A 24,444-nucleotide genomic window follows, 5' to 3' on the forward strand; every position below is an offset into this window, starting at 1 on the left:
ATTTTAACTGTCGTACTTGCTTGTATGTAAAAACAAGCTATGACGGTAATATGTGAATTTTCTGGGAAACGCGCCCGGGGATAGAAATAAACGAAGGTTTTGAAAGCCCATGACGGCAAGTTCTAAATTCTTTGGCGCCGCATCTGCGATCGCCATGTCCGTGGCTCTGGCAGCCTCAGGTTCTGCGGTTGTGTCACTGGCATCCGTTGCAAGTGCACAGGCAGCTGTTGCGAGCCGTATTGATGTTCGCGGCAATCAGCGCGTCGACGCGCAGACTATCCGTGATAATGTCAATATCCGTCCGGGTAAGGCATATACCAGTGCAGATGTGGACGAAGCTGTTAAACGCCTGTTCGGCATGGGATTGTTCTCCGATGTGAGAATCACCCAGTCCGGTGGCGCGCTTGTTGTTCATGTCAGTGAATATTCTGTCGTAAACAACGTTCTCTTCCAGGGAAACAAGAAGGTCAAAGATGCGCAGCTGGAACGTGCCGTTCAGTTGAAACCGCGCAGCACTTTTGATCCGGCCATCATGGAAGGTGACCGCGAAGCCATTAAGGCGGCCTATGGCCATGTTGGTCGTAGCGATGTGACGGTCAATGCCAGAACGGTTGATCTGGGTAGTGGACGCGTTAACGTCGTTTATGAAATCGGCGAAGGTACCCGCACGAAAATCGCTAATATCAATTTCGTCGGTAATAATGCTTATGGCGAACGTCGTCTGCGTGACGTGATCTCCACCAAGCGGTCTAATCCTTTGTCATGGCTGACACGCAGCGATATTTATGATGAAGGCCGCTTGCAGGCTGATGAAGAAGCGTTGCGTCGTTTCTATTACAACCGCGGCTATGCTGATTTCCGTGTCTTATCTTCAGAAGCAGTTCTGGACGAAGCCACGAATGAATACACCATCACAATTAATGTTGATGAAGGTCAGCGTTATACTTTCGGTGATGTGCAGATTGAAAGCAGTGTTGAAGGTATCGAGCCTGAAGCACTCAACAATTTGATCGCGACACGTTCAGGCCGTAATTACAGTGCCAAAGACGTTGAAAAAACTGTAGAGGCGATTACTGATCGCGTCGCCAGTAACGGTTATGCTTTTGCAAAAGTTGAACCACGCGGTGACCGTAACTTTGACGATCACACAATCTCTGTGGTTTACAATGTCGAGCAGGGGCCGCGCGCTTATGTAGAGCGCATTGAAATCCGCGGTAATGATAAGACACGTGATTATGTTATCCGCCGTGAATTTGATCTGAATGAAGGCGATGCTTTCAATCAGGCAATGATCCAACGTGCAAAACGTCGTCTTGAAGGTTTGGATTTCTTCCAGTCCGTCAATATTTCTACCGCACAGGGTTCGGAAGCGGATCAGGTTGTGCTTATTGTTGACGTGATGGAAAAATCAACCGGTGAATTCTCCATCGGTGCCGGTTATGCGACCGGTGGCGGTACGCCGGGTGCTTCTGTTGAAGGTTCTGTAACCGAGCGCAACTTCTTGGGTCGTGGTCAGTATATCCGTTTTGGTGCCGGTATCGGTCAGAACGATATGCGTAACTACAACTTCTCTTTCACAGAGCCTTATTTCCTCGGCAACCGTATTTCTGCAGGCTTTGATCTTTTCCGCCGCAGCCACCGCGTCGACCGTGATTATGATGTGACTCAGACCGGTGGTTCGATCCGCTTTGGCCTGCCTGTTACAGATAATTTCTCGGCCGGTATTTCCTATAATCTGGTTCAGGAAAAATATAAGCTTGATAAAGACAAAGTTGAAGCTGATTATGCTCCGGCTCTTTGGGAAGCTGCAAAGCTTAGCCCATGGGTGCGTTCTTCGATCAGCTATTCGCTTGTTTATGATAGCATCGATAATAGGCAGAACCCGCGTGATGGACTGTTTGCCCGCTTTACGCAGGAATTTGCAGGTCTTGGTGGTGATGCCAAGTTCTTGAAAACAACCTTTGACGGTAAATATTATCAGACGTTGCATGAAGATGCAGATCTGATCGGTTTGCTTGGCATCGGTGGTGGTTACATCCATGCCTTTAATGACGATGGCGTGCGTATGTTTGACCTGTTCAAGAACGATCAGGATCTGATCCGTGGCTTCAAATATAACAGCATGGGCCCTTATCAGGATGCAGGCAATGGTGATCGTTACTGGCTGGGTGGTACAACCTACCTGAAGGCAACGGCTGAATTGCAGTTCCCGATGCCGGTGATCCCTGAAAGCTTTGGTATCCGTGGTGCCGTGTTTGCTGATGCAGCAATGCTCTATGGTTCGAAAGAATCAGGTGTACTTGGTGATGACAAGAAGGTTCGTTCTTCTGTCGGTCTCAGCTTGATGTGGGCTTCACCGTTTGGTCCATTGCGTTTCGACTATGCTGTACCAACATCCAAAGCATCTACGGATAAAGTACAGAACTTCAACTTTGGTATTTCGAGCAAGTTCTGATCGATTTGCCTTCTCCCGGAGCCATATGGAGCCGGGAGAGAAAGTGTTTTGATGGCAGATCCTGTTTTTTTCTCGCTTGATCGTCCCGTAACTATCGGGGACGCTGCTGAATTAACCGGTGCCAAACTGCATGATATGCAGTTGGCATCGCGTTTTTTTGTGCGCCTTGCATCCATTGAAAATGCTTCGGCTGATACTGTTGTTTTTGTTGAAGGCAACAAAAACATTGGTTTGCTAAAAAATCTGCATGTTGCAGGTGTTTTTTGTACCGAGGAGATGGTTTCTTCAGTGCCTTCAGGCATTGCAGCTTTGGTTATCAAGCATCCGCACCGTGCTTTTGCCCTTCTGGGCCGCAAGCTTTTTCCAGCTGCTGCTTTTCCCGAAGTCTGGATGGGGGAAGAGGGGGTATCACCCAACGCAAATATTCACCAAACAGCAGTGATTGAAGAGGGCGCGACTGTAGAAGCAGGCGCGGTGGTCGGTAAAGGCGTAACCATCGGATCGGGCAGCAGAATTTGCGCCGGTGCGGTTATTGGTGCACATTGCCAGATTGGCCGGCACAGTTACATTGCTCCGCATGTTTCAGTGCAATATGCATTTATCGGCAATCATGTGATTTTGCATCCCGGTGTTTGCATCGGGCAAGATGGTTTTGGATATTTACCGGGGCCTGCCGGCCTTGAAAAAGTACCGCAATTGGGTCGCGTGATTATTCAGGATCACGTGGAAGTGGGTGCTAATACCACGATTGATCGCGGTTCTTTGAGCGATACAATTCTTGGCGAAGGCACCAAGATCGATAATCTGGTGCAGATTGCCCATAATGTCAAAATTGGACGTTACTGTGTTGTCGCCGCTCATTGCGGGATTTCCGGTAGCGTGACAATCGGTGACATGACCATGCTGGGCGGACGTGTCGGCCTGGCTGACCATCTGACTATCGGATCAAATGTGCAGATTGCTGCGGCAAGTGGCGTGATGCGCGATATACCGGATGGCGAAAAATGGGGAGGTTTCCCCGCCCGACCTATCAAGCAGTGGTTCCGTGAAGTAGCAACCCTGCGCAGCTTTGGACAACCTAAGAAGGAGCAATCCTCTGATGACTGAGATCAACGAGGTTAAGCTTGAAGCGGCAGACATTCACCAATTGTTGAGTGCACTGCCGCATCGTTATCCGTTTTTAATGATTGATCGCATTATTAATATTAATGGTGACCAGTCGGCGACCGGCGTTAAAAATGTGACTATTAACGAGCCGCATTTTATGGGGCATTTCCCCGAAAAGCCTGTAATGCCCGGCGTTTTGATCATTGAAGCAATGGCACAGACAGCTGGCGCGATCGTGCTTTTCGAGAGCGGAAAGGGCTGTCCGGGGTTGGTTTATTTCATGACCATTGATAATGCCAAGTTCCGTAAGCCTGTTGTTCCGGGTGATCAATTATTATTGCACGTCAACAAGTTGAAACAGCGCGGTAATATCTCTAAATACCAGTGCGTTGCTGAAGTTGACGGAGTCAAGGTTGCAGAAGCAGAAGTTTCTGCCATGACCCATGTCCCAGAAGGGAAAGAGTAAATAATTATGGCTGAGACCATTATTCACCCAACCGCATTGGTTGAAGACGGGGTGCAGCTTGGCGCAGGCGTTTCAGTCGGTGCTTTCTGCCACATTCAATCGGGCGCGGTAATCGGTGATGGTTCTCAATTGATGAGTCACGTTGTCGTGACCGGTGCGACAAGACTTGGTGCTCATGCGCAAGTCTTTCCGCATGCTGTGCTTGGATGTGAACCGCAAAACGGTAAGCATACCGGTGGGCCGACAACATTGGAAATCGGCACCCATTGCACCATCCGCGAAGGCGTGACCATGCATTGCGGGTCAGATACCAGCCGTGGCCGTACGATTGTTGGAAATCATTGTACATTTCTGGCCTATGCACATGTTGCACATGATTGCATCATTGAAGATCATGTAACTTTTGCCAATAATGTAATGGTGGGGGGCCACTGTGAAATCGGCCATCGGGCGATTTTGGGTGGCGGTTCTGCTGTGCATCAGTTCACCCGTATAGGTCACCATGCTTTTGTGGGTGGTATGGCAGCCGTTGCCGGTGATGTTATACCATTCGGCATGGTGATTGGTGTTCATGCCTATTTGGGTGGTTTGAACATTATCGGCATGAAACGTTCAGGCATTGAAAGAAAAGAGATCCATGCGCTACGTCACGCTTATCGCATGTTGTTTGATCGCACTAAACCGGTGCAGCAACGTGCCAAAGATGTAACGGAGGCTTATGCAGGCTCCCATGCAGTTGCCGATTTGATTGCATTCGTCACGAGTGATTCAAAACGTGCTTTCTGCACGCCGTTGATTAAATCGGCAAAAGGAATTCATGAGGATAATGGTGACGAGCAATAATCGTTTGCCCGTTACCGATCAGTCCGTTTCCCCGCGTACAGCGATTATCGCGGGAAACGGATTATTGCCGATTGAAGTTGCAAAATCTTTGTCTGCCAATGGCAATCCGCCATTTATCTTTGCCTTGCGAGGCGAGGCAGCGCCCGAGCTTTATCAGTTCGAGCATCAGGAACTTTCAATCGTTGAGTTTGCGAAATTTATTAAGGGCATGAAGTCGCGCAATATCAGCCAAGTCATTTTGGCTGGCGGGGTGCTTAATCGTCCGCATTTGTCTGATTTGCGCTTTGATATGCCGACATTACGTGCTTTGCCGAAAGTTATCGGTGCTTTGGGCAAAGGCGATGATGCTTTACTGCGCGCTTTTATCCGTTTGCTTGAAGGTTATGATATAAAAGTGATCGGGGCGCATGAAATTGTGCCTGATTTACTCTCGCCAACGCCGTCGCAATGTTTAACAATTGCTCATCCAGACAAGCGCGAACAGGAAAATATCCGCCTCGGTGCAGAGGCAGCACGCCTGCTTGGCGATCTTGATGTCGGGCAGGGCGGTGTGGCTGTTGGTGGTCGTGTGGTAGCGCTTGAGGGGGCGGAAGGCACGGATTTGATGTTGCTGCGTGTGGCAGAACTGCGTGCTTCGGGTCGTATTCCTCCGCGTGGCGGCGTATTGGTCAAATGTGCCAAGCCATCACAGGAAGAACGTGCGGATTTGCCGGCCATTGGTGTGATGACAGTTGTCAATGCTGATAAAGCCGGTTTGGCAGGAATTGCAGTTGAAGCAGGGCGCAGTTTTGTGCTTGGTTATCAGGAAACGATTAACGAGGCAAATAAGCGCGGCCTTTTTATTGAGACTTTTGTACGAACACCAGCTGAATGAGGTCTGACTTTGATGAGTAAGCAGGTGATAACACGTCCGCAATCGCAACTTGCTCCTCTCAAAATTGCACTTGTTGCAGGTGAAGAGTCCGGCGATTTGCTTGGCGCTGATTTGATTGATGCCTTGCGTCTGCAAACTGACAGGCTCGTTGAAATTGTCGGTGTCGGTGGTGCGCATTTACAGGAGCGCGGATTGAAGACTTTATTCAATCCGCATGAAATCTCGCTGATGGGTTTAGGCTCTGTTTTAAAAAACCTGCCAAAGCTGATTTTGCGTATCCGTCAAACAGCCAAGGCCATTGTTGCTGAAAAACCTGATTGTCTGGTGATCATCGATAGTCCGGACTTTACTCATCGTGTGGCGAAAAAAGTACGCCTTGCAGATCCTTCCATTCCGATTGTCAAATATATCGCGCCAACAGTTTGGGCATGGCGGCCGCGCCGTGCCAAAGAAATGCGCGATTATATTGACCACGTTTTGACAATTTTGCCGTTTGAAGTGGATGTGCTTAAGCAATTACACGGACCGGATGCGACTTATGTCGGGCACAGACTTGCCGGTTTGCAGCCGATATTGGAAGCACGTGCCAAACAAAAGAAACGCGCTGCGTTAAGTGATGCTGCTGCACCACGTCAAATTTTGATTTTGCCAGGTTCACGTCGTTCTGAAATCCAAGGTTTGATGCCGGTTTTTGGGGAAGCCTTAAAAGAGCTTGCACTGCGTTTTGAAACTGTCGAGGCTGTTTTGCCTACTTTGCCGCATCTGGAAACAATGGTGCGTGAGCAGTCTAAAAACTGGGCGGTGAAACCAAAAATCGTTGTTGGTGATGAAGCTAAATATCTGGCTTTTTCAGAAAGCGATGCTGCGCTGGCGGCTTCCGGTACTGTTTCACTGGAATTGGCCTTGGCGCAGGTGCCAACAGTCTTGGCTTATAAAACCGACTGGTTTGCACGTCAGTTTTTGTTGCCGCGCATTACCATTTGGAGTGCGGCACTGCCTAATATTATCACCGACGAGCCGATTTTGCCGGAATATTTTGATTATTATATGCGCCCGGGTGCCTTGGCGCGCCAATTGCAGCGCTTGTTGATTGAAGGGCCGGTTAGGGAGGCACAAATTAAAGGCTTTGAGGAGGTTGCAGAGCTAATGGCAACGGATCAGTCATCCGGTGAACTGGCGGCCTCTGTGGTGCTTAAATTAGCTTCTGCTCCACGTTAAAAAAATAAACAATAACAAAAGCCGCACATATCATGTACGGCTTTTTTATTTTCTGTCAGGCTCCGTCGGCAGGGGCGGCATTTAGCAAGCCGTAACGTTCTTCGCCAATTTTGCCGAGCAATTCCAGCTGGGTTTCAAGAAAGTCGATATGACCTTCCTCATCCTTGAGAAGCTCATCAAAAAGCTGTTTGGTCACATAGTCACCAAGCTGATCGCAGATTTCACGTGATTTTTTATAGGATGTGCGGGCATCAATTTCACCTTGCAAATCACATTCCAGCACTTCTTTTACATTCTGGCCGATGCGCAGCGGCGCAACGGACTGAAGGTTCGGGTGGCCTTCGAGGAAAATAATACGCTCGATAATACGATCGGCATGCTGCATTTCTTCAATGGATTCTTCGCGCTCTTTTTTTGCAAGACGCGCATAGCCCCAGTCGTCAAGCAGACGATAATGCAACCAATATTGATTGACGGCACCTAATTCGAGAAAGAGTGCTTCGTTAAGCCGCTCGATGACCTGTGGTTCGCCCTTCATGCTTTATTCTCCCAAATTTTTCACGTAGAGATCTGACCTGATCAATGAACAAGATCACATTCTCATCATTTTGATTATGACGAAGATGATATTCTTCAGTGACTTTTATGATCGTTTCAACAACATTTGGGAAGCAGCCGCTGCAACGGCCGCGGCGTGATAAAGCATGATAAATTGTTGCCGGCACAATCAATCTCCAGCAATCTTCATCAAGAAGTTCAATAATAGTGTCTTCAATTTGTTTTTGCGTAATAAAGTTGCAATGGCATACCAGCATATCAAAGTACTCCTGCCGTAAATGCCACATGTTTCCTAAGGAAATATGATCCAGATGCTATTTGCAATGAGAAAATAATATTTACAAAAGCAAAGCATTTTAATGCGTTACTTATTTTTCTATTATGAGTATTTAATTTAAACTTAGAACCAGTCATTGGTTCCTCCAATAGATCAGGGTAAAGGCCTGAATATTAAAGGTTTCATCTGTAATTTGGCTTATATGCGGAATTTTTATAAAACTTGTCAAATACAATGATTTGGAATTGTTCTAAAAAACAAAGACTTAGAATAAATCTAAACTTGAATTAAATGCCCATATTAACGTCATAAATCGGCATTCTTTGCCATCAAAAGGGGGCAAAAGATTTAAAAATTACTCATGTGGTATTTTGCCTCATATGCCTGTTTTTTCGAAAATGAGGCCGATATTCTTTATTCATGAAACAAGATAAGCCGACATTCTGTCTTTTTAGTCAGTCTGTTCAGACTGAGGTGATTCATCTTCCGGCGGGAATTCGTCCTCCTGCATATCTGGAATTGGACTACCACAGCGGCGGTACATCAAATCGGTTAGTGCGTTTTTTAAACCATTAGCGACTGGGAGTTGATAATGGGAAATCTCATCCACACCCATGCACCATTTTATCTGCTCTTCATTGAGGCCGTAATTGGTTTCAAGAAAAGCGATCACATAAGAAACACCTTCCTCGCAATTTTCTGTTTCACAAAAGCCGCCTTCTTTCGCCAGCAGTTTCAGCGAGTTTAACCCAAGTGTTTCTACATAAGGGCGCATGATAAAAGGAGTAGCGCCCAAGAGGGCAATAATAATCAGGCCGCCGATGGTCCATTTGACAGGTCTTTGCATCAGTGCATCTTTCATGGCATGCAGAAAAAAGGGAAGATGATGTGGCTTGGGCTGCATCGGGTATAATTATAGTGGCACCTTATCGTAATTTATCAAAAAAATTTTAACCGGTGCAAGTTTTCAAAATTGAAGTTCATTTTGATTGATTTAATTTGACTATTACGTAAAAGGAAGTTTTGCTTCTTCTATATCAGTTGGTAAATCCAGCTATTGGTATTTTCAGGCGAAAGGTCAAGCTTTGCGGCGCGAGTATTATACGATTACCGAATTAACGCGCGAATTTGGTATTTCGACACGAACCTTGCGCTTTTATGAGGATGAAGGCTTATTGCAGCCGGAAAGGCGTGGTCGTACGCGTTTATTTCGCCCTGCTGACAGGCATTTGCTGCGTCAGATTTTGCGCGGCAAAAGGCTTGGTTTTTCGATTGCCGAAATTCGCGATATTATTCGCATGTATAGCGAGCCGCCATCAGATACCGAGCAGCTGAAATTGCTGGTTCGTCATGTCAATGACAAGCGTGAAGAGCTGGTGCAGAAAAAACGCGATATTGAAGAAACGCTGAGTGAATTGGAACGAATTGAAGAAATCTGTATCGAGCGGATTGCCGAGCTTGGTGTTTCGACTTAATCCTCTATTGAAGTGCAGGGAAAGTTTTTGCTGAGCATAATTGCGCACTTTCCTGCAAAGATTGGCTCATCTCCTCTGTCGCCTGACCATTATAAATCTGCTTGGCGATATTTTTCTGATTGATATTTTCCGTCACACAGGTGCAGAACTTGGCACATAATTCTGGTGTGCCTTGTTGGGTGCAATTGCTTTGACATGCTTGTAAAAATGCGCGTTCAGGGCCGGCAGGTGGCAAGATGAAGGTGAGTGCGTAGATTATTGCCATCAACACCGGTTGGTGGATCAGGTAAAAAGCCAGACTATGTTTGCCGATAAAAGTGAGCGGCTTTGAAATTTGTACTTCTTTATCGGAGCTTTTAAGCCAGACATTGAGGTTATATGTCTGGCAGATTTTCGCCAGAGCAATACCGGTCAATACCGCGCTGAACCATGGAAACAGTGGCACATAATCATTGGATGTGGGGGGGATGGTGCCAAGACCGACAAATTTGAGCAGCGGTGCATTAAAGACATCAGATTTTGCATAATCGGGTGCAATGAAAAACAGCAATGCAAAAAGCAGAATGAGCAATGCAGGCAGACGCAAGAAGAGCAGGCCCAGCACGCTTGCCAATGCGATTTGATGCAAAATGCCAAAAAAGATAAATGAATTTGGTGATGTATAATATGTCAGGCCGCTAATTGCTGCAGCAGCAATGACAATCATAGTGAGGCGCTTGCCAAAAGAATGCCAGCGAATGGCTTTGCCATGGGCCAGATAAAGGCTGAAGCCAACCAGAATGAGAAAGCTGCTGGCAATAAGACGGGCAAAGAGTTTCCAGCCGCCATGTGATGCGGTGCCGGGTTCCATATAGCCAAAGAATTCCAGATCCCAGCCTGTATGATAAATCGCCATTGCAATGAGGGCGAGGCCGCGCGCAATATCAATGCGATTGAGGCGTGAGGGGGAGGTTGTGGCACTCATGGTGTAATTAAAACCGCCTTGGCAAGCTGCTGGAATATGAATGATTATTCGTAGCACGACACTATGTTGCAGATAAAGAGCGCAACCAGGAGCTTGCAATTACCATGATGAATTTTAAGTGAGACACGTAAAAAAGCCCCGGAAACTATCCGGGGCTTTTTTATTTTCAAACTTATTTGCGTTTTGCCACTGGCACGTAATCGCGTTCTGCTTCGCCGGTGTAAAGCTGACGCGGACGACCGATTTTCTGCTGGGGATCTTCGATCATTTCCTTCCATTGTGCGACCCAGCCAACAGTACGGGCAAGGGCGAACAGCACGGTGAACATTTCGGTCGGGAAGCCAAGAGCCTTCAGCGTAATACCGGAGTAGAAGTCGATATTCGGGTAGAGCTTCTTCTCGATGAAATATTCGTCGGTCAGCGCGATGCGTTCCAGTTCCATGGCTACGTCGAGCAACGGATCATCTTTGATGCCGAGCTCGGCCAGCACTTCATGCGTGGTTTTCTGCATGATTTTAGCGCGTGGATCGTAGTTCTTGTAGACACGGTGACCAAAGCCCATCAGACGGAACGGATCGTTCTTGTCTTTTGCTTTCGCAATATATTCAGGGATGCGGTCAACAGAGCCGATTTCAGCAAGCATGTTCAATGCTGCTTCGTTGGCGCCGCCATGTGCAGGGCCCCAGAGGCAGGCAACACCAGCTGCGATACATGCAAAAGGATTGGCGCCTGAAGAACCGGCCAGACGAACTGTTGAGGTCGATGCGTTCTGTTCGTGATCGGCGTGCAGAATGAAAATGCGATCCATTGCACGGGCAAGTACTGGGTTGACCTTGTATTCTTCACAAGGAACAGCAAAGCACATGTGCAGGAAGTTAGATGCGAAATCGAGATCGTTTTTCGGATAAACGAATGGCTGACCGATGTGGTATTTATAAGCCATTGCTGCCAATGTCGGCATTTTTGCGATCAGGCGGATGGAAGCAACCATGCGCTGATGCGGGTCGGTAATGTCTGTTGAATCGTGGTAGAAGGCGGACATTGCGCCGACGCAACCGACCATTACGGCCATTGGGTGGGCATCACGGCGGAAGCCGGTGAAGAAGCGTGTCATCTGCTCGTGGAGCATGGTGTGACGGGTCACACGGTAGTCGAAGTCGGCTTTTTGAGCCTGTGTCGGCAGTTCGCCGTAAAGAAGAAGATAGCAGGTTTCTAAGAAATCGCCATTTTCGGCTAATTGTTCAATCGGATAGCCCCGATAGAGAAGAACGCCTTCATCACCATCAATATAGGTGATTTTGGATTCACATGATGCGGTTGACGTAAAACCCGGATCGTATGTGAAGGAATTGGCATTCTTGTACAACGGACCGATATCGACAACATTTGGACCAACGGTGCCCGCTCGCACCGGCAGCTCAAAGGTTTTTCCGTCGAGGGTAAAACTAGCTGTCTTGTCAGACATCGGTATTCCTTTCATGTCCTCATTGCTTATGTCGCCGCTTGGGTGCGGCTCTTATTCAAGCAGATAAAGTGCATGTTTGTCCAATTATCACTTAGTCTGCTTCGTGAATAACTGGCCGCCAAACTATCCCAAAGAACCAATGTTGCAATGCTAAAAAGCTTCAACTTCAGCAAGTTTTCGTGTTTGGCGGCCATTTTTTCAAACTTAAACGATTTGATCGCGAATTCGTCCCAGAGCTTCCTCACGACCGAGCACTTCCAGCACATCAAAAACGCCGGGAGATGTCGATTTTCCCACTAGGGCTGCACGTAAAGGTTGTGCAACCTTGCCAAGTTTGAGGTTTTTTGCTTCAGAAAATGCGCGCGCAGTAGAATCAAGTGCTGCGGCAGTCCATTCTGTTGTTGCTTCCAGAGCCGGCAAAACATCTTTGAGAAGGGCACGACCTTCATCATTGAGAATGGCTGATGCTTTTTCATCTAATGCGAGCGGGCGCTGAGCAAACAAGAACTGCGCGCCTTCCATCAATTCGACCAATGTTTTGGCGCGATCTTTCAGGCCCGGCATAGCAGCTAAAAGCTGCACACGTTTTTGCTCATCAAGAGCGGCAAGCATTGTTTCACCACCTTCAAAATAAGGCAGATTTTCAATCAGTGTGTTGGTCAGCTCTTCACTGTCGCGGGCACGGATATATTGTCCGTTGATGGCTTCCAGTTTCTGGAAGTCAAAGCGCGCTGCCCCTTTATTAATGTCGACAATATCAAACCATTCGATCATCTGCGCGATCGACATGATTTCATCGTCGCCATGGCTCCAGCCAAGACGGGCGAGGTAATTGCAAAGCGCATCCGGCAGATAACCCATCGCGCGATAAGCATCGACACCCAAAGCGCCATGACGCTTGGAAAGCTTGGCACCATCCGCACCGTGAATAAGCGGGATATGCGACATGGACGGAACATCCCAGCCCATGGCATTGTAAATGACAGTCTGGCGGGCTGCGTTGGTGAGATGGTCGTCACCACGAATAATATGGGTGACGCCCATATCATGGTCATCGACAACCACTGCATGCATATAGGTTGGCGTGCCGTCGGAACGTAAAATAATGAAATCATCGAGATCTTTGTTCGGGAAGCGCACTTCGCCCTGAACCGCATCATCGACAACGGTTTCACCTGTTTGCGGTGCTTTAATACGGATAACCGGCTTGATGCCTTCAGGAGCCTCATCGGCCGAGCGATCTCTCCAACGACCATCATAACGAGGCGGGCGGCCTTCGGAGCGTGCCAGTTCGCGCATCGCATCCAGCTCTTCCGGTGTGGCATAACAATAATAAGCCTTGCCACTGGCAACCAGCTCTTCTGCGACTTCACGGTGACGGGGCGCGCGTTCAAATTGGGAAATAGCTTCGCCTTCCCATGTCAGACCAAGCCATGTCAAACCGTCCAGAATAGCGGTGGTGGCAGCATCGGTTGAACGTTCACGGTCGGTGTCTTCAATACGCAGCAACATTTTGCCGCCGCGGTTTTTGGCATAGAGCCAGTTGAAGAGTGCAGTGCGTGCACCACCGATGTGAAGATAACCGGTCGGGGATGGTGCAAAGCGGGTAATAACAGGCTTGGACATGACAGCTCCGCTGTAATTTTTTATCAACAGATAGCATAATCGCTCGCAATCTGCTGCATGGTAATTTGATTTTTTGTAAAACGCAGACCCAAATATCAGCGCTGGTCAAAGCGCATATAAGAATAGGCTTCGGTTTTATATAAAGCTCATGTAGCATAGGTAGCATCGTGCGCAAGGGCGTGCGGCTAAGTTTTTCTATAATCGTGCATGATATAGCGGAGGCAGATTAAGGGGAGGAAAGGGGCTGGGCCGGGGGGCAAATACGAACCAAAATGAGACGGTTGCGCCTGCTATTGATGAGCGTGCGTTATTAAAAGAGCTGCGCGGAAATCTTTCTTATTCGCCTTTTTTGCCCGATCCTGCCATTCACGATTATCCGCTTGAAGGGCCACCCGCTGAGCCATTTGAAAATCTGGATGAAACCGGGTTTCGGGTTCGTATCCAATTATATATTGTCCAACTGCAATCGGCTTTGCAGGCCGAGCGTGAGCGGGGCACCGGTTTTTTACTGTTGCCGGTCAGTGCCGGTGCGGGTGTAATCACCTATTTTACCCAAGCACAGGAAACCAGCTGGTTGTCGCTTATACTGCCATTGTGTTTATTGGTGGCGATGCGCTGGTGGGTGCGGGAGCGGTATTATTGGTCATCCATCCTGTTGTTGGCGATTTTTTTCCAGATTGGAATGTTTTGCGGCAAGCTGGAAACCTGGCGTTATTCCACGGCAATGGTTGGCTCGGATGTTACGACGCGGTTGACTGGGCGTGTTGTCGGCTTGGAAGCGCAATATACCGGTGGCTGGCGGTTGACGATAGACGTCTTGTCAACCGAGCGACCCGTTTTACGCTATGCACCGGAGAGATTGCGAATGACAGCACGCGATATCCCCGCGCAAACGGAAATCGGCTCCACACTTACCGGACTTGTACGCTTGCGTCCCCATTCCGGGCCAGTACGACCGGGTAATTACGACTTTGCCTTTAATGGTTATTTTAAAGGTAATGGTGGCAATGGTTTTTACATGGGCACGCCTGTTTTGGCGAAGACTGCTTCATTAAGTTGGGTGGGGGATACATTTTCTTATGCTATTGCCACACTTCGCCATATTGTCGGCACCCGTGTCACCAGTGTGGTGAGCGGGGAAGACGGCGCCATTGCTGCTGCATTGATTTCGGGGCAGCGCGACGGCATTAGCGAGCATACAAATGAAACTTTGCGCAATTCCGGCTTAGCACATGTTTTGTCAATTTCGGGTTTGCATCTGGCCTTGGCCGCAGGTGTTGTCATTATCGGTTTTCGCAGCGTTGCAGGCTTGTTCCCATCCTTTGCTGCAAGGCATCCGATTAAAAAATATGCAGCCGCCGCAGCATTGTTTAGCTCTGCGTTTTATTTGGCGCTATCGGGCTCTGATGTAGCGGCGCAGCGCAGTTTTGTGATGATTATGGTGATGCTTGTAGCTTTGCTTTTTGATCGCGCGGCACTCAGCATTCGCAATCTTGCAATCGCAGCACTCATTGCCTTTATCAGCTCGCCGCATGAAGTGCTGGGGCCAAGTTTTCAAATGTCTTTTTCAGCAACAGCTGGTTTGGTAGCGGCCTTTGCGTGGTGGAGTGATAGAAAATCAGCACTCCATAATCAGGGCAAGATCGCTAAAAGACAAAAGAACTCGAAGCTCAAAAAATGGTTCGTGCCAATTGTTGCAACTGCCGCCACATCAATTGTCGCTGGTATTGCAAGCGGCATTTACTCAGCCTATCACTTTAATAATACAGCACCTTTTGGTTTACTCGGCAATATATTGGCGATGCCGGTGATTTCCATCATTATCATGCCTTTTGCGGTTTTAAGCTTGTTGTTGATGCCGCTGCAGTTGGATTGGTTGCCGTTGCAGATCATGGGGCTTGGCGTTTGGGGCATGCGACAGATCGCCGAGTTGGTTTCATCAATCGCACCGGCAGGAAATCCCGGAATTATATCATCGGGGGCAATTATCAGCTGGACAATTGCGGTGGTGATTGCAGTCATCTGCACGACGCGCTTGCGCAATCTTTCGTTATTATTAGTGGCTATCGGCTTTTTCTTTTATTTCGTGGAGAATGATCCCGATATAATGATTTCCGAGGATGCCAAACTGGTGGCGGTTGGCCTTGCCGATGGACGACTTGCTGTCAACCGTTCGCGTCCGTCGCGTTTCACAATTCAAAATTGGGCAAAAGCTTATGATGTGAGCGAGATTGTTCCACCGGTAATAGCTGGTTCAAAGAAAAATGGCACTTATCAGGAAAATGCATTTTATTGTGAAGAAAACATCTGTTCAATCACACTCGCTGACGGGCGTATGCTGAGCTATACCGAAACACTAAGTGCAGTCGAAACGGCGTGTCATATTGGGGATGTGGTTATATTGGCAGTGGCGGGTAAAAAACCGGAATGCATGGCTGCAGATAAGCTCGTGATTACGCGGCGGGAGTTAGCTTTGAAGGGGGCGCTTGAGATCAGGCTTGGCGATCCAGTTATTCAAGAGGTTAATGCCAAAAATAATGTTTCGGCAGGTATGGGATTACATCCGGTCTTTGAAGACGAGAATGATGCTGACACTTTTGAGAGTGAGCTTGATGAACCAGAACCATATGATGCTATCACAAATGTGGCTGCTACTGACCTGCAATCTCAACAATCTGTTAGTAAGAATTTAGAAAATGATAATAAATTACTGAAATATAATGATAAATTGACATATTCGGTTGGTGATCCGCAACGCCCGTGGCATCTATATCGTCTATACTCCCGCGCGGGGCGTGGCCTTGCCGATTATGTGGCTCCAAAGGCAAAAGCTAATCAGAAAAATTCACCTATCAATGATGATAATTGATCATCCTGCATTATCGCTTACGGCTGTATTTATTCAAGAAAACCAAATTTCGATGAAGCTGTTATGATCCTAAAATTATGGCAATAATTTACGATCTCAATAGACGCTGAAAAACAAAGATGCCCATGAGCTTAATAATAAGATAACCGTTCGGCAGGCGTAAACTTTAGATCATATATGATTGCGTCTCGGTTTCATAAGCCACACAAATGTTATGAAAGGAACCAAACCAATTATCATTGTGACATAACGGTTTGGTTCGCATCGGGTTTAATAATTGCACTGGCCGGATTAGTAGCGGCGTATCAATCCGACCAGCTTGCCCTGAACCTGTACGCGGTCGGGGCCAAAAATTCTGGTTTCATAAGCAGGGTTGGCAGCTTCGAGTGCGATGGATGCGCCTTTGCGGCGGAAGCGTTTTAAGGTTGCTTCTTCGTCATCGACAAGGGCAACGACGATTTCTCCCGGATTGGCGTTATTGCCGCGGCGGATCACAACCGTGTCACCTTCAAAAATTCCGGCTTCGATCATCGAGTCGCCTTTCACTTCGAGTGCGTAATGCTCGCCAGAGCCGATCATATCCATCGGTAAAGTGATGGTACGTGTCTGGTTCTGAATGGCGGAAATGGGGACGCCGGCAGCAATGCGCCCCATGACAGGCACAGAAATTGTATCGCTGTTTTCAAAAGCAGCATCCACTGGTGCGGTTTCGGGTTTTGCTGGTGCAGCAGGTTTGCCCAGACTTCCTTCAATCACGCTTGGGGAGAACTTTTTTTGGGAGTTTAACCCCGGGGCAATGGAATCGGGCAGGCGGATGACTTCCAATGCGCGGGCGCGATTGGGAAGGCGGCGAATGAAGCCGCGCTCTTCCAATGCGGTGATCAGACGATGAATACCGGACTTGGAGGCCAAATCCAAAGCATCCTTCATTTCATCAAAAGAGGGCGGGATGCCGACTTCTTTCAGACGTTCGTGTATGAAAAGAAGTAATTCATGCTGCTTGCGGGTTAACATAAGCTAAAGCCCCCCAGAGTTAAGAATCAAATTTAAAAACAAATGCAGAACAAACACTATCTGTTCTTTGCTTGTTCTGCAAGTGTCTCTTAATCATATTTTAAGGTGGTAAAAAATGGATACTTGCCGCGAAGATTTTTTTGCATTAGAACAAAGTAGGAACTTAAAATTAAGTGGCATATCTCTTGTGGAAACAGGCTATAATTGCTGACATCTGCCGCAGGATGGATGTGCTAAATCATTGGCGGCTGTTATCTGTAGCAGTTAACCAAAGTTAAAAGATAAGGTGGAGTTAAGCGCATGGCAGGTAGTGTCAACAAGGTTATACTGGTCGGCAATCTTGGTGCGGATCCGGAAGTCAGACGGCTAAGCTCCGGTGACCCTGTCGTTAATTTGCGTATTGCGACTTCTGAAAGCTGGCGCGACCGCCAGTCCGGTGAGCGCCGCGAAAAGACCGAATGGCACAGTGTTGTGATTTTCAATGAAAATCTGGCCAAAGTCGCTGAACAATACTTGAAAAAAGGCGCGAAAGTTTATCTGGAAGGCGCTTTGCAGACCCGTAAATGGCAGGATCAGAACGGCAATGAACGCTATACGACTGAAATCGTGTTGCAGAAATTCCGTGGTGAATTGCAGATGCTCGACAGTCGCGGTGAAGGCGGCGGACAGGGCCGTTCTTTTGACGGTGGCGGTCGTTCGCAGATGTCTGATTATTCCGGTGGCGGTTCATCGGGCGGCTCTGATTTTGGTAGCTCAGGTCCATCATCCGGCGGCGGTTTCTCACGCGATCTGGACGATGAAATTCCATTTTAATGAAAGAAACCGATAAAAATGAGCATTTAATTGCAAAATTTTGATCGGTTTTTGCATGAAATTTAAGGAATATGCGCGAGTTTTGATAAAAACTCGCGCATTTTTTATATGTGTGGTTTATCTTTTCCAGCCGCTATGCTCGATATGACGACCGCTTTAAAAAAATTAAAAAACTTTAATCTGTTTGCTATTCGTCAATGTTCTGGGGTTAAAATCATTTTGGATGAATGGCGTTTATCGATTCCGTAACAAGTGTATAAGCACTTGCAAATGAGCCGGAAAGCCTGTGCGCTGAGGGAAGTTTGATGATTAAGAAAGTGATGATCGTTGAGGATAATGAGCTGAACATGAAGCTCTTTCGCGATCTCATAGAAGCCCATGGCTATGAAACTATCCGCACCCGCAACGGGCTTGAAGCGCTTGACTTGGCGCGCGAGCATCGCCCGAACCTGATTTTGATGGATATTCAGTTGCCGGAAGTCTCTGGTCTTGAAGTCACCAAATGGCTGAAGGATGATGAAGAACTGAAAGTTATCCCTGTTATCGCTGTCACTGCATTTGCGATGAAGGGTGACGAAGAGCGCATCAGGCAGGGCGGGTGTGAAGCTTATATTTCAAAACCGATTTCAGTACCGCGTTTTATCGAGACAATTAAATCTTATCTGGGTGATGCTTAAAGTGTATTTCGAAAAGTGTGAAGCGGTTTTCGGATGAGATACGCGGAAAAAATAAAATGTCAGAGCATTTCTAACGATTTAACTTAATTCGGAAATGCTCTGAAATCTAACGCAAAACCAGAATTTGGCAGTTTGCTCCGGCATCAATGGCCGGTGCATTGGCTTCTCTGATTATGAGAGCATTGGCGCGCGCCAACATTCCCAGCATGGACGAATCCTGTACGGGCAAAGGCTGCACGATTAAATCGCCTTGATCGTCAAGGATATATTCCGCACGTACATAATCACGGCGATGATCATTTTCCGGCATATGGATTGAGAGTGTCGCCTTGCGGATATCGGCGCGATAGCTGTGGCCGGTTAATTTGGCAATCAGCGGCAGCAAAAATAAATATCCGCAAACCATGCTGGAAACCGGATTTCCCGGCAGGCCGAGCACATGAATGATGCGGCCATTGGCGGCGGTCAGGCTGCCATGCATAAGTGGTTTGCCCGGACGCATAGCGATTTTCCAGAAATCCAGTTCCATGCCGCAGGCGGTGAGTGCTTTATGCACCAGATCATGATCGCCGACAGAGGCGCCGCCAAGTGTTACCAGCACATCGACATTATCATCCATCGCCCGCTTGATAGCAGCAATGATTAAATCTGTCTGATCCGGCACAATGCCTAAATCTATCGCTGTTGCATCTTGTGCACGCACCAGTTCGGCAATGCCGCTGGAATTGGACGAAATGATCTGGTCTTCTGCCGGAATTTTCCCCGGTGCGACAAGCTCGTCACCGGTTGCCAGAATAGCAACGCGTGGGCGGCGGGTGACTTGCAGCTCTGCATTGCCGCTGGCGGCGGCAAGCGCCAAGGCAGCTGCATCAAGTTTGCGCCCAGCTGGTAATAGTTCTTCGCCGAGTTTGAAATCCAGACCGGCGCGGCGGATATGTTTGTGTTTGATGATCTCGCCGCAGACTTCGATCATATCCCCATTGCGGGTGACATTTTCCTGAATAACCACGCTATCGGCGTCAGCCGGTACCGGTGCGCCGGTGAAAATGCGGATGGCTTCGCCTTTAGCAATTTGCCCAAGATAACGTTTTCCTGCAGCTGCTTCACCGATCACACGAAACTGACTGGGATAGCTGCCATCTTTGTTGGCGCGTACCGCATAGCCATCCATGGCGGAAGCATCAAAAGGGGATTGCAAGTAATGGGCGACCATAGGCGCGGCGAGGGTGCGCCCGCCTGCCTGATGGATGGAAACTGTTTCACTCAGGCCCGCTTGGACATTTTCAGTCAGACGCTTTAACGCCTCATCAACGGGTAAAAGTGCCATTTTTATTTATCCTTGGAGGATGTAAACCAATCGCCGGATTTACCGCCGTGCTTTTCAATCAAATGGATGTTTTGAATAGTCATGCCTTTATCAACGGCTTTCGCCATATCGTAAATGGTGAGGCATGTGACGGATGCTGCGGTGAGGGCTTCCATTTCAACGCCGGTGCGGCCTTTCAGGCGCGCATTCGCGGTGACTTTAAAACCTGGCAGATTTTCATCCGGCTCGATCTCGATACCAACTTTAGTGAGCATCAACGGATGGCAAAGCGGAATGAGATCAGCGGTTTTTTTGGCAGCCATAATGCCGGCAATGCGTGCAGTTGCCAGTACATCACCTTTGGCGGCATTGCCGGAGAGAATAAGAGCAAGCGTTTCAGGTCGCATGACAATCGAAGCTTCGGCGACAGCTAAACGCTCGGTTTCCTGCTTGTCGCCAACATCGACCATATGGGCCTGTCCGGATTGATCAAGATGGCTCAGCTTGCTCATAGGCTTCAACCTCAGGCTGTCTGACCGGTCAGAAGGGTGTGGGTTGCAGAACGCACATCCTGTTGACGCATCAAGCTTTCACCGATCAGGAAAGTTTCGATGCCGGATTTTTGTAAACGCAGGCAATCGTCATGGGTGAAGATACCGCTTTCGCCAACCAGTAGATAATCATCCGGAACCATTTTGGAAAGACGTTCACTGACGGCCAGATCCACTTCGAAATTGCGCAAGTTGCGGTTGTTAACGCCGAGCATTTTCGACTGCAATTTGAGCGCACGTTCCATTTCAGCTTCGTCATGCACCTCAATCAATGCATCCATGCCGAGCGAGAAAGCGGCCTGTTCAAGCTCTGCAGCCAGCTGATCATCAACACTTGCCATGATGATGAGGATGCAATCAGCACCCCAACTGCGTGCTTCATAAACCTGATAGATGTCAAAGAGGAAATCTTTGCGCAAAGCTGGCAGGGAACAGGCGTTGCGCGCGGTTGTCAAAAACTCCGGCGCACCCTGAAATGAAGGTGTGTCGGTGAGAACGGACAAGCAAGCCGCGCCACCTTCTTCATAGGCTTTGGCCAGCAATGGCGGGTCAAAATCCGGACGGATCAGTCCTTTGGACGGGCTGGCTTTTTTAATTTCGGCAATCAGGCCAAATTGTTTATTGGCTTTCTTTTGCAGCAAAGCATTGAAAAAACCGCGTGTCGGCAGCTGATCGGCAATTTTTGCCTCAAGCTCTGCAAGCGAGACTTTGGTTTTAGCTGCCGCAATTTCTTCCCGCTTATAGGCTTCAATTTTTTTCAAGATATCAGTGCTCATACCATATCCTTATTCCGCTTGCTCATTGGAAACCTGAACGAGCTTATTCAAGACATTGAGTGCTGCACCGCTGTCGATGGAAAGGGCAGCTTGCTCTACACCTTCTTTCAAAGTTGAGGCATGGCCGGCAATCAAAAGGGCTGCACCTGCATTCATCAGCACAATATCACGATAGGCATTTTGTGCGCCATTGAGCACGTCTCTCAACGCTTCAGCATTATATGCACCGTCGCCGCCTTTAAGTTCAGCCGGTTCTGCACGGCGAATGCCGACATCTTCAGGGCTGATTTCAAAGCTGCGGACTGTGCCATTTTCCAAGGCGCTGACATGGGTGACGCCGGTGGTGGTAATTTCATCAAGGCCGTCACCATAAACAACCCATGCGGCTTCAGAGCCTAGTTCTTTCAGCACATGTGCTAAAGGCTCCACCCATTCGCGCGCATAAACGCCGACAAGCTGACGCTTTACATGGGCAGGGTTGGAGAGGGGGCCGAGCAGGTTGAAAATTGTACGTGTGCCAAGTTCCACCCGTGACGGGCCGACATGGCGCATGGAGGAATGATGGTTGGGCGCAAACATAAAGCCCAAGCCCGCCTCATAGATGCAGCGGCTGATCAGATCGGCATCGGCTTCAATATTGACACCAAGTGCAAAAAGCGCATCGGCAGCACCGGAACGAGATGACAATGCACGATTGCCGTGTTTTGCCACCGGAATGCCAGCACCTGCCACCACAAATGCCGAGCAGGAGGAAACATTGTAGGAGCCTGATTGATCACCGCCGGTGCCGACAATATCAATGGCATTGGCAGGGGCTTTGACTTCCGTGACGCGGGACATCATCGAGGCGACAGCGCCGCTGATTTCAGGCACGGTTTCACCGCGTACGCGCAGAGCCATCAAAAAGGCGCCGATTTGAGAGGGCGTCGCGCGCCCTGTCATCATGATATCAAAAGCTTGTTTTGCTTCTTGCACATTGAGCTGCGTTCCGAGCGCAACTTTTGCAATGAAATCTTTAAAATCAACCATACTCACCTCTAAAATGCCATCGCATTGTTGATCGCGGTTTGATTGATTTTAACCGGATATTGTTTCTGCAATTCGGCAATGAGCTGTGTCAGAAGGTCATCAGACAAGCCATTGGCAGCAGCTTTGCGGCGATCTTCTGTGATTGATTCTGCACTGATACCGGCAGGTTCAACCACATCGGTGACTTTAAACAGGATTTGCGCATCATTGTTTGGTGTCGCGGCCGTGTCGACATGGCCGTTGGCACCACGGAAGATCGCAGCAACAGCGGCAGAGCCAAGCTCAATATCGTTGGCTGCACGGGTAACCCCACGTTTGGTGTTTTTTGTGACGCTCAGTTCTTCTGCCAGTGCATCGAGTGATGTACCGTCCTGAATTTTCTTTTTCATATCGTCAGTTTTAGCAATCAGATTTTTAATTGCTTCATCGGCCTTCCACGCCTCGACAACTGTATCTTTCACTTCATCAAGCGTGCGGTCACGGGCAGGAATGATATCATCGGCCTGATACCAGAGGAAACCATTGGTGCCCAACGAAAGCGGGTCATTATCAATGCCTTTGTCGGTTTGGAACAGATTTGCGACGAGCTGAGCCTGAGCAGGAAGGTTTTCAACCGGCTTTTCATTCATATCGTTGCCTTCGGCATCAATGGCATCAATGGTAATCGATTTCAAACCAGCCTTGGTTGCAGCTTCAGCCAGAGGCACCCCATTGGAAATGTCCTCTTCAAACTGATCGCGCACATTGGCAATGGCGGTCGCTGCAATGGTGGTTGCAAGGCTTAAGCGAATTTCTTCTTCAACTTCGGCAAGCGGCTTAGTGTGTGCGGCATCTATTTCGGTTACTCGGATAATCACAGGGCCAAACGCACCTTTGACAACTTCACTTGCCTGATTGTGGGGCAGGGCAAATGCTGCTTCTGCGAGTACCGGATCCGGCAGTGCGGTTTTTTCAAACGTACCGAGTTTGATGTCTTCAGCCGACTTGTTGAGTTCTTTGGCCAGATCATCGAAGCTCATGCCGGTTTTAATTTTTTCGGCAGCAGCATTGGCAGCTGCTTCATCAGTAAAGCTTAACTGTTCGATTGTGCGCTTTTCAGTGGTTGAATAGCGACTCTGGTTTTTTTCATAATAGTCGCTGACTTCTTCAGGTGTAATCTGGCTTGGATCAGCAATATCGGCTGGCTCCAGCTTGACATAAGTAAGCTTGCGATATTCAGGTGCTGCATATTGCGACTTATTGGTTTCAAAATAGGTTTTAAGCGCATCTTCGGAAGGGGCAGCAATATCGGCAACCTTTTCCGGCTGGATGGTGATGTAATCAACTGTGCGGCTTTCGCCTTCATAAAGTGCAAGTGCTTTCAGCAATGTATCAGGAACGCTGATGCCATCGGTGACAGCTTCAACAATTTGCTGACGGCGGGCTACTTGCGTGCGGCTGTCGAGATAATCCTGCGCACGAATATTGGCCTGACGCATCACGGCATCGAATTGTGCTGGGCTGAAACGGCCGGACACATCATGGAAGGACGGATCTTCGGCCACCAGACGGGCGATTCCGTCTTTAGTGATTCCCAGGTTCATCTGACGTGCTTCTTCATCAAGTACAACGCCGGCTGCCAGCTGTGAGAGCACCTGACTTTCCACACCCAATGCCTGAGCCTGTTCTTTGGTCAGGCGCTGCTGGAATTGTTGGGACAGACGCATCATCTGCTGTTCATAAGCAAAACGGTACTCAACCGCGCTAACTTCGGACTTTCCGGCGCTCAAAGCAGCCGAACTGGTCATGTTTTCACGGAAAATATCGGCGATACCCCAAGCGGCAAAGCTTAAGACGAGCATACCAAGCAATAGTTTTGCAATCCAGGTCTGAGTGGCGGCGCGCAAGCTGTCGAGCATGGAAGTACCTTTTATAAATTGAAAGCTTTGGTTCCAGAACTATGGGAATAGCCTTAAGCATAGGCGTGATGCAAGGCTCAATGACAGGAAAACTGCTTTCTTGACCCGTTAATGTGCACTCTTTAAGTGTTGCATTCGTGTGTGAATTTGTTAGTCAGGTGCAAATTCATGAAAACCGTCCGC

At 48.4% G+C, this 24,444-nt stretch carries 22 protein-coding genes; 10 read left to right on the forward strand and 12 right to left on the reverse strand.

Features of this window, described 5'->3' with window-relative positions:
- The first annotated feature begins 109 nt into the window (after nucleotides 1-109).
- From bamA to lpxB, 6 genes are read left to right on the forward strand one after another with little or no spacing between them, the layout of a single operon-like run.
- Entirely contained in the window at nucleotides 110-2,455 is a 2,346-nt protein-coding gene (gene bamA / locus JNC77_RS06905; RefSeq protein ID WP_374830803.1) for an outer membrane protein assembly factor BamA, read from the forward strand.
- 51 nt (nucleotides 2,456-2,506) lie between these two features.
- The gene (gene lpxD / locus JNC77_RS06910) at nucleotides 2,507-3,562 is read left to right on the forward strand and encodes a UDP-3-O-(3-hydroxymyristoyl)glucosamine N-acyltransferase (RefSeq protein ID WP_374830805.1); all 1,056 of its coding nucleotides are present in this window, start codon (nucleotides 2,507-2,509) and stop codon (nucleotides 3,560-3,562) included.
- Nucleotides 3,555-4,028 (forward strand): 3-hydroxyacyl-ACP dehydratase FabZ, encoded by a 474-nt coding sequence (gene fabZ / locus JNC77_RS06915; RefSeq protein ID WP_374830807.1) that lies wholly within the window; start codon nucleotides 3,555-3,557, stop codon nucleotides 4,026-4,028. The genes lpxD and fabZ overlap by 8 nt, the downstream gene beginning before the upstream one ends.
- Before the next feature lie 6 nt (nucleotides 4,029-4,034).
- Complete coding sequence (gene lpxA, locus JNC77_RS06920) at nucleotides 4,035-4,871, forward strand: acyl-ACP--UDP-N-acetylglucosamine O-acyltransferase (protein ID WP_374830809.1); 837 nt, start codon at nucleotides 4,035-4,037, stop codon at nucleotides 4,869-4,871.
- Nucleotides 4,858-5,745: an LpxI family protein gene (locus JNC77_RS06925; RefSeq protein WP_374830811.1), complete on the forward strand. Its 888-nt coding sequence runs from the start codon at nucleotides 4,858-4,860 to the stop codon at nucleotides 5,743-5,745. Before lpxA ends, JNC77_RS06925 begins: the two co-directional genes overlap by 14 nt.
- Nucleotides 5,746-5,757: 12 nt before the next feature.
- On the forward strand, nucleotides 5,758-6,963 hold the full coding sequence (gene lpxB, locus JNC77_RS06930; protein WP_374830812.1) for a lipid-A-disaccharide synthase: 1,206 nt from the start codon (nucleotides 5,758-5,760) through the stop codon (nucleotides 6,961-6,963).
- A 55-nt stretch (nucleotides 6,964-7,018) separates the two neighbouring features.
- Here the strand turns inward: lpxB and bfr are convergent, their stop codons facing one another.
- The 3 genes from bfr to JNC77_RS06945 all read right to left on the reverse strand — a co-directional run bounded on the left by bfr (nucleotide 7,019) and on the right by JNC77_RS06945 (nucleotide 8,645).
- Nucleotides 7,019-7,501 carry a bacterioferritin gene (bfr, locus tag JNC77_RS06935; RefSeq protein ID WP_374830814.1) on the reverse strand — a complete coding sequence of 161 codons (483 nt, stop codon included), beginning with the start codon at nucleotides 7,499-7,501 and terminating at the stop codon, nucleotides 7,019-7,021.
- Nucleotides 7,467-7,778: a (2Fe-2S)-binding protein gene (locus tag JNC77_RS06940; protein ID WP_374830816.1), complete on the reverse strand. Its 312-nt coding sequence runs from the start codon at nucleotides 7,776-7,778 to the stop codon at nucleotides 7,467-7,469. The genes bfr and JNC77_RS06940 overlap by 35 nt, the downstream gene beginning before the upstream one ends.
- A gap of 471 nt (nucleotides 7,779-8,249) precedes the next feature.
- A complete protein-coding gene (locus JNC77_RS06945; RefSeq protein WP_374830818.1) occupies nucleotides 8,250-8,645 on the reverse strand; it encodes a hypothetical protein in 396 nt (131 codons plus the stop codon).
- Between the two features lie 238 nt (nucleotides 8,646-8,883).
- Between JNC77_RS06945 and JNC77_RS06950 the strand changes: the two genes are divergently transcribed.
- Nucleotides 8,884-9,273: a MerR family transcriptional regulator gene (locus JNC77_RS06950; protein ID WP_374830820.1), complete on the forward strand. Its 390-nt coding sequence runs from the start codon at nucleotides 8,884-8,886 to the stop codon at nucleotides 9,271-9,273.
- 4 nt (nucleotides 9,274-9,277) lie between these two features.
- Here the strand turns inward: JNC77_RS06950 and JNC77_RS06955 are convergent, their stop codons facing one another.
- The 3 genes from JNC77_RS06955 to gltX all read right to left on the reverse strand — a co-directional run bounded on the left by JNC77_RS06955 (nucleotide 9,278) and on the right by gltX (nucleotide 13,328).
- Complete coding sequence (locus JNC77_RS06955; protein WP_374830822.1) at nucleotides 9,278-10,237, reverse strand: heparan-alpha-glucosaminide N-acetyltransferase; 960 nt, start codon at nucleotides 10,235-10,237, stop codon at nucleotides 9,278-9,280.
- Between the two features lie 172 nt (nucleotides 10,238-10,409).
- Nucleotides 10,410-11,702 carry a citrate synthase gene (gene gltA, locus JNC77_RS06960; protein WP_374830824.1) on the reverse strand — a complete coding sequence of 431 codons (1,293 nt, stop codon included), beginning with the start codon at nucleotides 11,700-11,702 and terminating at the stop codon, nucleotides 10,410-10,412.
- Nucleotides 11,703-11,906: 204 nt separating this feature from the next.
- Nucleotides 11,907-13,328 (reverse strand): glutamate--tRNA ligase, encoded by a 1,422-nt coding sequence (gene gltX / locus JNC77_RS06965; protein ID WP_374830826.1) that lies wholly within the window; start codon nucleotides 13,326-13,328, stop codon nucleotides 11,907-11,909.
- 349 nt (nucleotides 13,329-13,677) lie between these two features.
- Between gltX and JNC77_RS06970 the strand changes: the two genes are divergently transcribed.
- Nucleotides 13,678-16,197: a ComEC/Rec2 family competence protein gene (locus tag JNC77_RS06970; RefSeq protein WP_374830828.1), complete on the forward strand. Its 2,520-nt coding sequence runs from the start codon at nucleotides 13,678-13,680 to the stop codon at nucleotides 16,195-16,197.
- A 291-nt stretch (nucleotides 16,198-16,488) separates the two neighbouring features.
- Here the strand turns inward: JNC77_RS06970 and lexA are convergent, their stop codons facing one another.
- Nucleotides 16,489-17,211, reverse strand: coding sequence for a transcriptional repressor LexA (gene lexA / locus JNC77_RS06975; protein ID WP_374830830.1), 723 nt, complete (start codon nucleotides 17,209-17,211; stop codon nucleotides 16,489-16,491).
- Nucleotides 17,212-17,511: 300 nt separating this feature from the next.
- Here lexA and JNC77_RS06980 point away from each other — a divergent pair, with 300 nt between their 5' ends.
- Nucleotides 17,512-18,024: a single-stranded DNA-binding protein gene (locus JNC77_RS06980; protein WP_374830832.1), complete on the forward strand. Its 513-nt coding sequence runs from the start codon at nucleotides 17,512-17,514 to the stop codon at nucleotides 18,022-18,024.
- Between the two features lie 305 nt (nucleotides 18,025-18,329).
- Entirely contained in the window at nucleotides 18,330-18,701 is a 372-nt protein-coding gene (locus JNC77_RS06985) for a response regulator (protein ID WP_184218521.1), read from the forward strand.
- 106 nt (nucleotides 18,702-18,807) lie between these two features.
- On the opposite strand, the gene JNC77_RS06990 is transcribed toward JNC77_RS06985, so the two are convergent.
- Genes JNC77_RS06990 through JNC77_RS07010 form a run of 5 tightly spaced genes read right to left on the reverse strand, consistent with a single transcriptional unit; the run spans nucleotide 18,808 to nucleotide 24,261 of the window.
- Complete coding sequence (locus JNC77_RS06990; protein WP_374830834.1) at nucleotides 18,808-20,028, reverse strand: molybdopterin molybdotransferase MoeA; 1,221 nt, start codon at nucleotides 20,026-20,028, stop codon at nucleotides 18,808-18,810.
- A gap of 2 nt (nucleotides 20,029-20,030) precedes the next feature.
- Entirely contained in the window at nucleotides 20,031-20,519 is a 489-nt protein-coding gene (gene moaC, locus JNC77_RS06995; RefSeq protein WP_374830836.1) for a cyclic pyranopterin monophosphate synthase MoaC, read from the reverse strand.
- An 11-nt stretch (nucleotides 20,520-20,530) separates the two neighbouring features.
- Entirely contained in the window at nucleotides 20,531-21,334 is an 804-nt protein-coding gene (gene trpC / locus JNC77_RS07000) for an indole-3-glycerol phosphate synthase TrpC (RefSeq protein WP_374830838.1), read from the reverse strand.
- A 9-nt stretch (nucleotides 21,335-21,343) separates the two neighbouring features.
- Entirely contained in the window at nucleotides 21,344-22,363 is a 1,020-nt protein-coding gene (gene trpD / locus JNC77_RS07005) for an anthranilate phosphoribosyltransferase (protein WP_374830840.1), read from the reverse strand.
- 8 nt (nucleotides 22,364-22,371) lie between these two features.
- On the reverse strand, nucleotides 22,372-24,261 hold the full coding sequence (locus JNC77_RS07010) for a SurA N-terminal domain-containing protein (protein WP_374830842.1): 1,890 nt from the start codon (nucleotides 24,259-24,261) through the stop codon (nucleotides 22,372-22,374).
- Nucleotides 24,262-24,444 lie beyond the last annotated feature (183 nt).

The organism is Paenochrobactrum pullorum, assembly GCF_041929845.1.
Lineage (GTDB): Bacteria > Pseudomonadota > Alphaproteobacteria > Rhizobiales > Rhizobiaceae > Paenochrobactrum > Paenochrobactrum pullorum.

What these genes read in the sequence shown, in the direction of transcription:
- moaC (WP_374830836.1), bottom strand. Translation starts at nt 20,519, where the DNA reads ATGAGCAAGCTGAGCCATCTTGATCAATCCGGACAGGCCCATATGGTC.
- trpD (WP_374830840.1), bottom strand. Translation starts at nt 22,363, where the DNA reads ATGGTTGATTTTAAAGATTTCATTGCAAAAGTTGCGCTCGGAACGCAG.
- bfr (WP_374830814.1), bottom strand. Translation starts at nt 7,501, where the DNA reads ATGAAGGGCGAACCACAGGTCATCGAGCGGCTTAACGAAGCACTCTTT.
- JNC77_RS06985 (WP_184218521.1), top strand. Translation starts at nt 18,330, where the DNA reads ATGATTAAGAAAGTGATGATCGTTGAGGATAATGAGCTGAACATGAAG.
- JNC77_RS06980 (WP_374830832.1), top strand. Translation starts at nt 17,512, where the DNA reads ATGGCAGGTAGTGTCAACAAGGTTATACTGGTCGGCAATCTTGGTGCG.
- gltX (WP_374830826.1), bottom strand. Translation starts at nt 13,328, where the DNA reads ATGTCCAAGCCTGTTATTACCCGCTTTGCACCATCCCCGACCGGTTAT.
- trpC (WP_374830838.1), bottom strand. Translation starts at nt 21,334, where the DNA reads ATGAGCACTGATATCTTGAAAAAAATTGAAGCCTATAAGCGGGAAGAA.
- JNC77_RS06940 (WP_374830816.1), bottom strand. Translation starts at nt 7,778, where the DNA reads ATGCTGGTATGCCATTGCAACTTTATTACGCAAAAACAAATTGAAGAC.
- JNC77_RS07010 (WP_374830842.1), bottom strand. Translation starts at nt 24,261, where the DNA reads ATGCTCGACAGCTTGCGCGCCGCCACTCAGACCTGGATTGCAAAACTA.
- bamA (WP_374830803.1), top strand. Translation starts at nt 110, where the DNA reads ATGACGGCAAGTTCTAAATTCTTTGGCGCCGCATCTGCGATCGCCATG.
- gltA (WP_374830824.1), bottom strand. Translation starts at nt 11,702, where the DNA reads ATGTCTGACAAGACAGCTAGTTTTACCCTCGACGGAAAAACCTTTGAG.
- lpxA (WP_374830809.1), top strand. Translation starts at nt 4,035, where the DNA reads ATGGCTGAGACCATTATTCACCCAACCGCATTGGTTGAAGACGGGGTG.
- JNC77_RS06945 (WP_374830818.1), bottom strand. Translation starts at nt 8,645, where the DNA reads ATGCAAAGACCTGTCAAATGGACCATCGGCGGCCTGATTATTATTGCC.
- lexA (WP_374830830.1), bottom strand. Translation starts at nt 17,211, where the DNA reads ATGTTAACCCGCAAGCAGCATGAATTACTTCTTTTCATACACGAACGT.
- fabZ (WP_374830807.1), top strand. Translation starts at nt 3,555, where the DNA reads ATGACTGAGATCAACGAGGTTAAGCTTGAAGCGGCAGACATTCACCAA.
- lpxB (WP_374830812.1), top strand. Translation starts at nt 5,758, where the DNA reads ATGAGTAAGCAGGTGATAACACGTCCGCAATCGCAACTTGCTCCTCTC.
- lpxD (WP_374830805.1), top strand. Translation starts at nt 2,507, where the DNA reads ATGGCAGATCCTGTTTTTTTCTCGCTTGATCGTCCCGTAACTATCGGG.
- JNC77_RS06955 (WP_374830822.1), bottom strand. Translation starts at nt 10,237, where the DNA reads ATGAGTGCCACAACCTCCCCCTCACGCCTCAATCGCATTGATATTGCG.
- JNC77_RS06990 (WP_374830834.1), bottom strand. Translation starts at nt 20,028, where the DNA reads ATGGCACTTTTACCCGTTGATGAGGCGTTAAAGCGTCTGACTGAAAAT.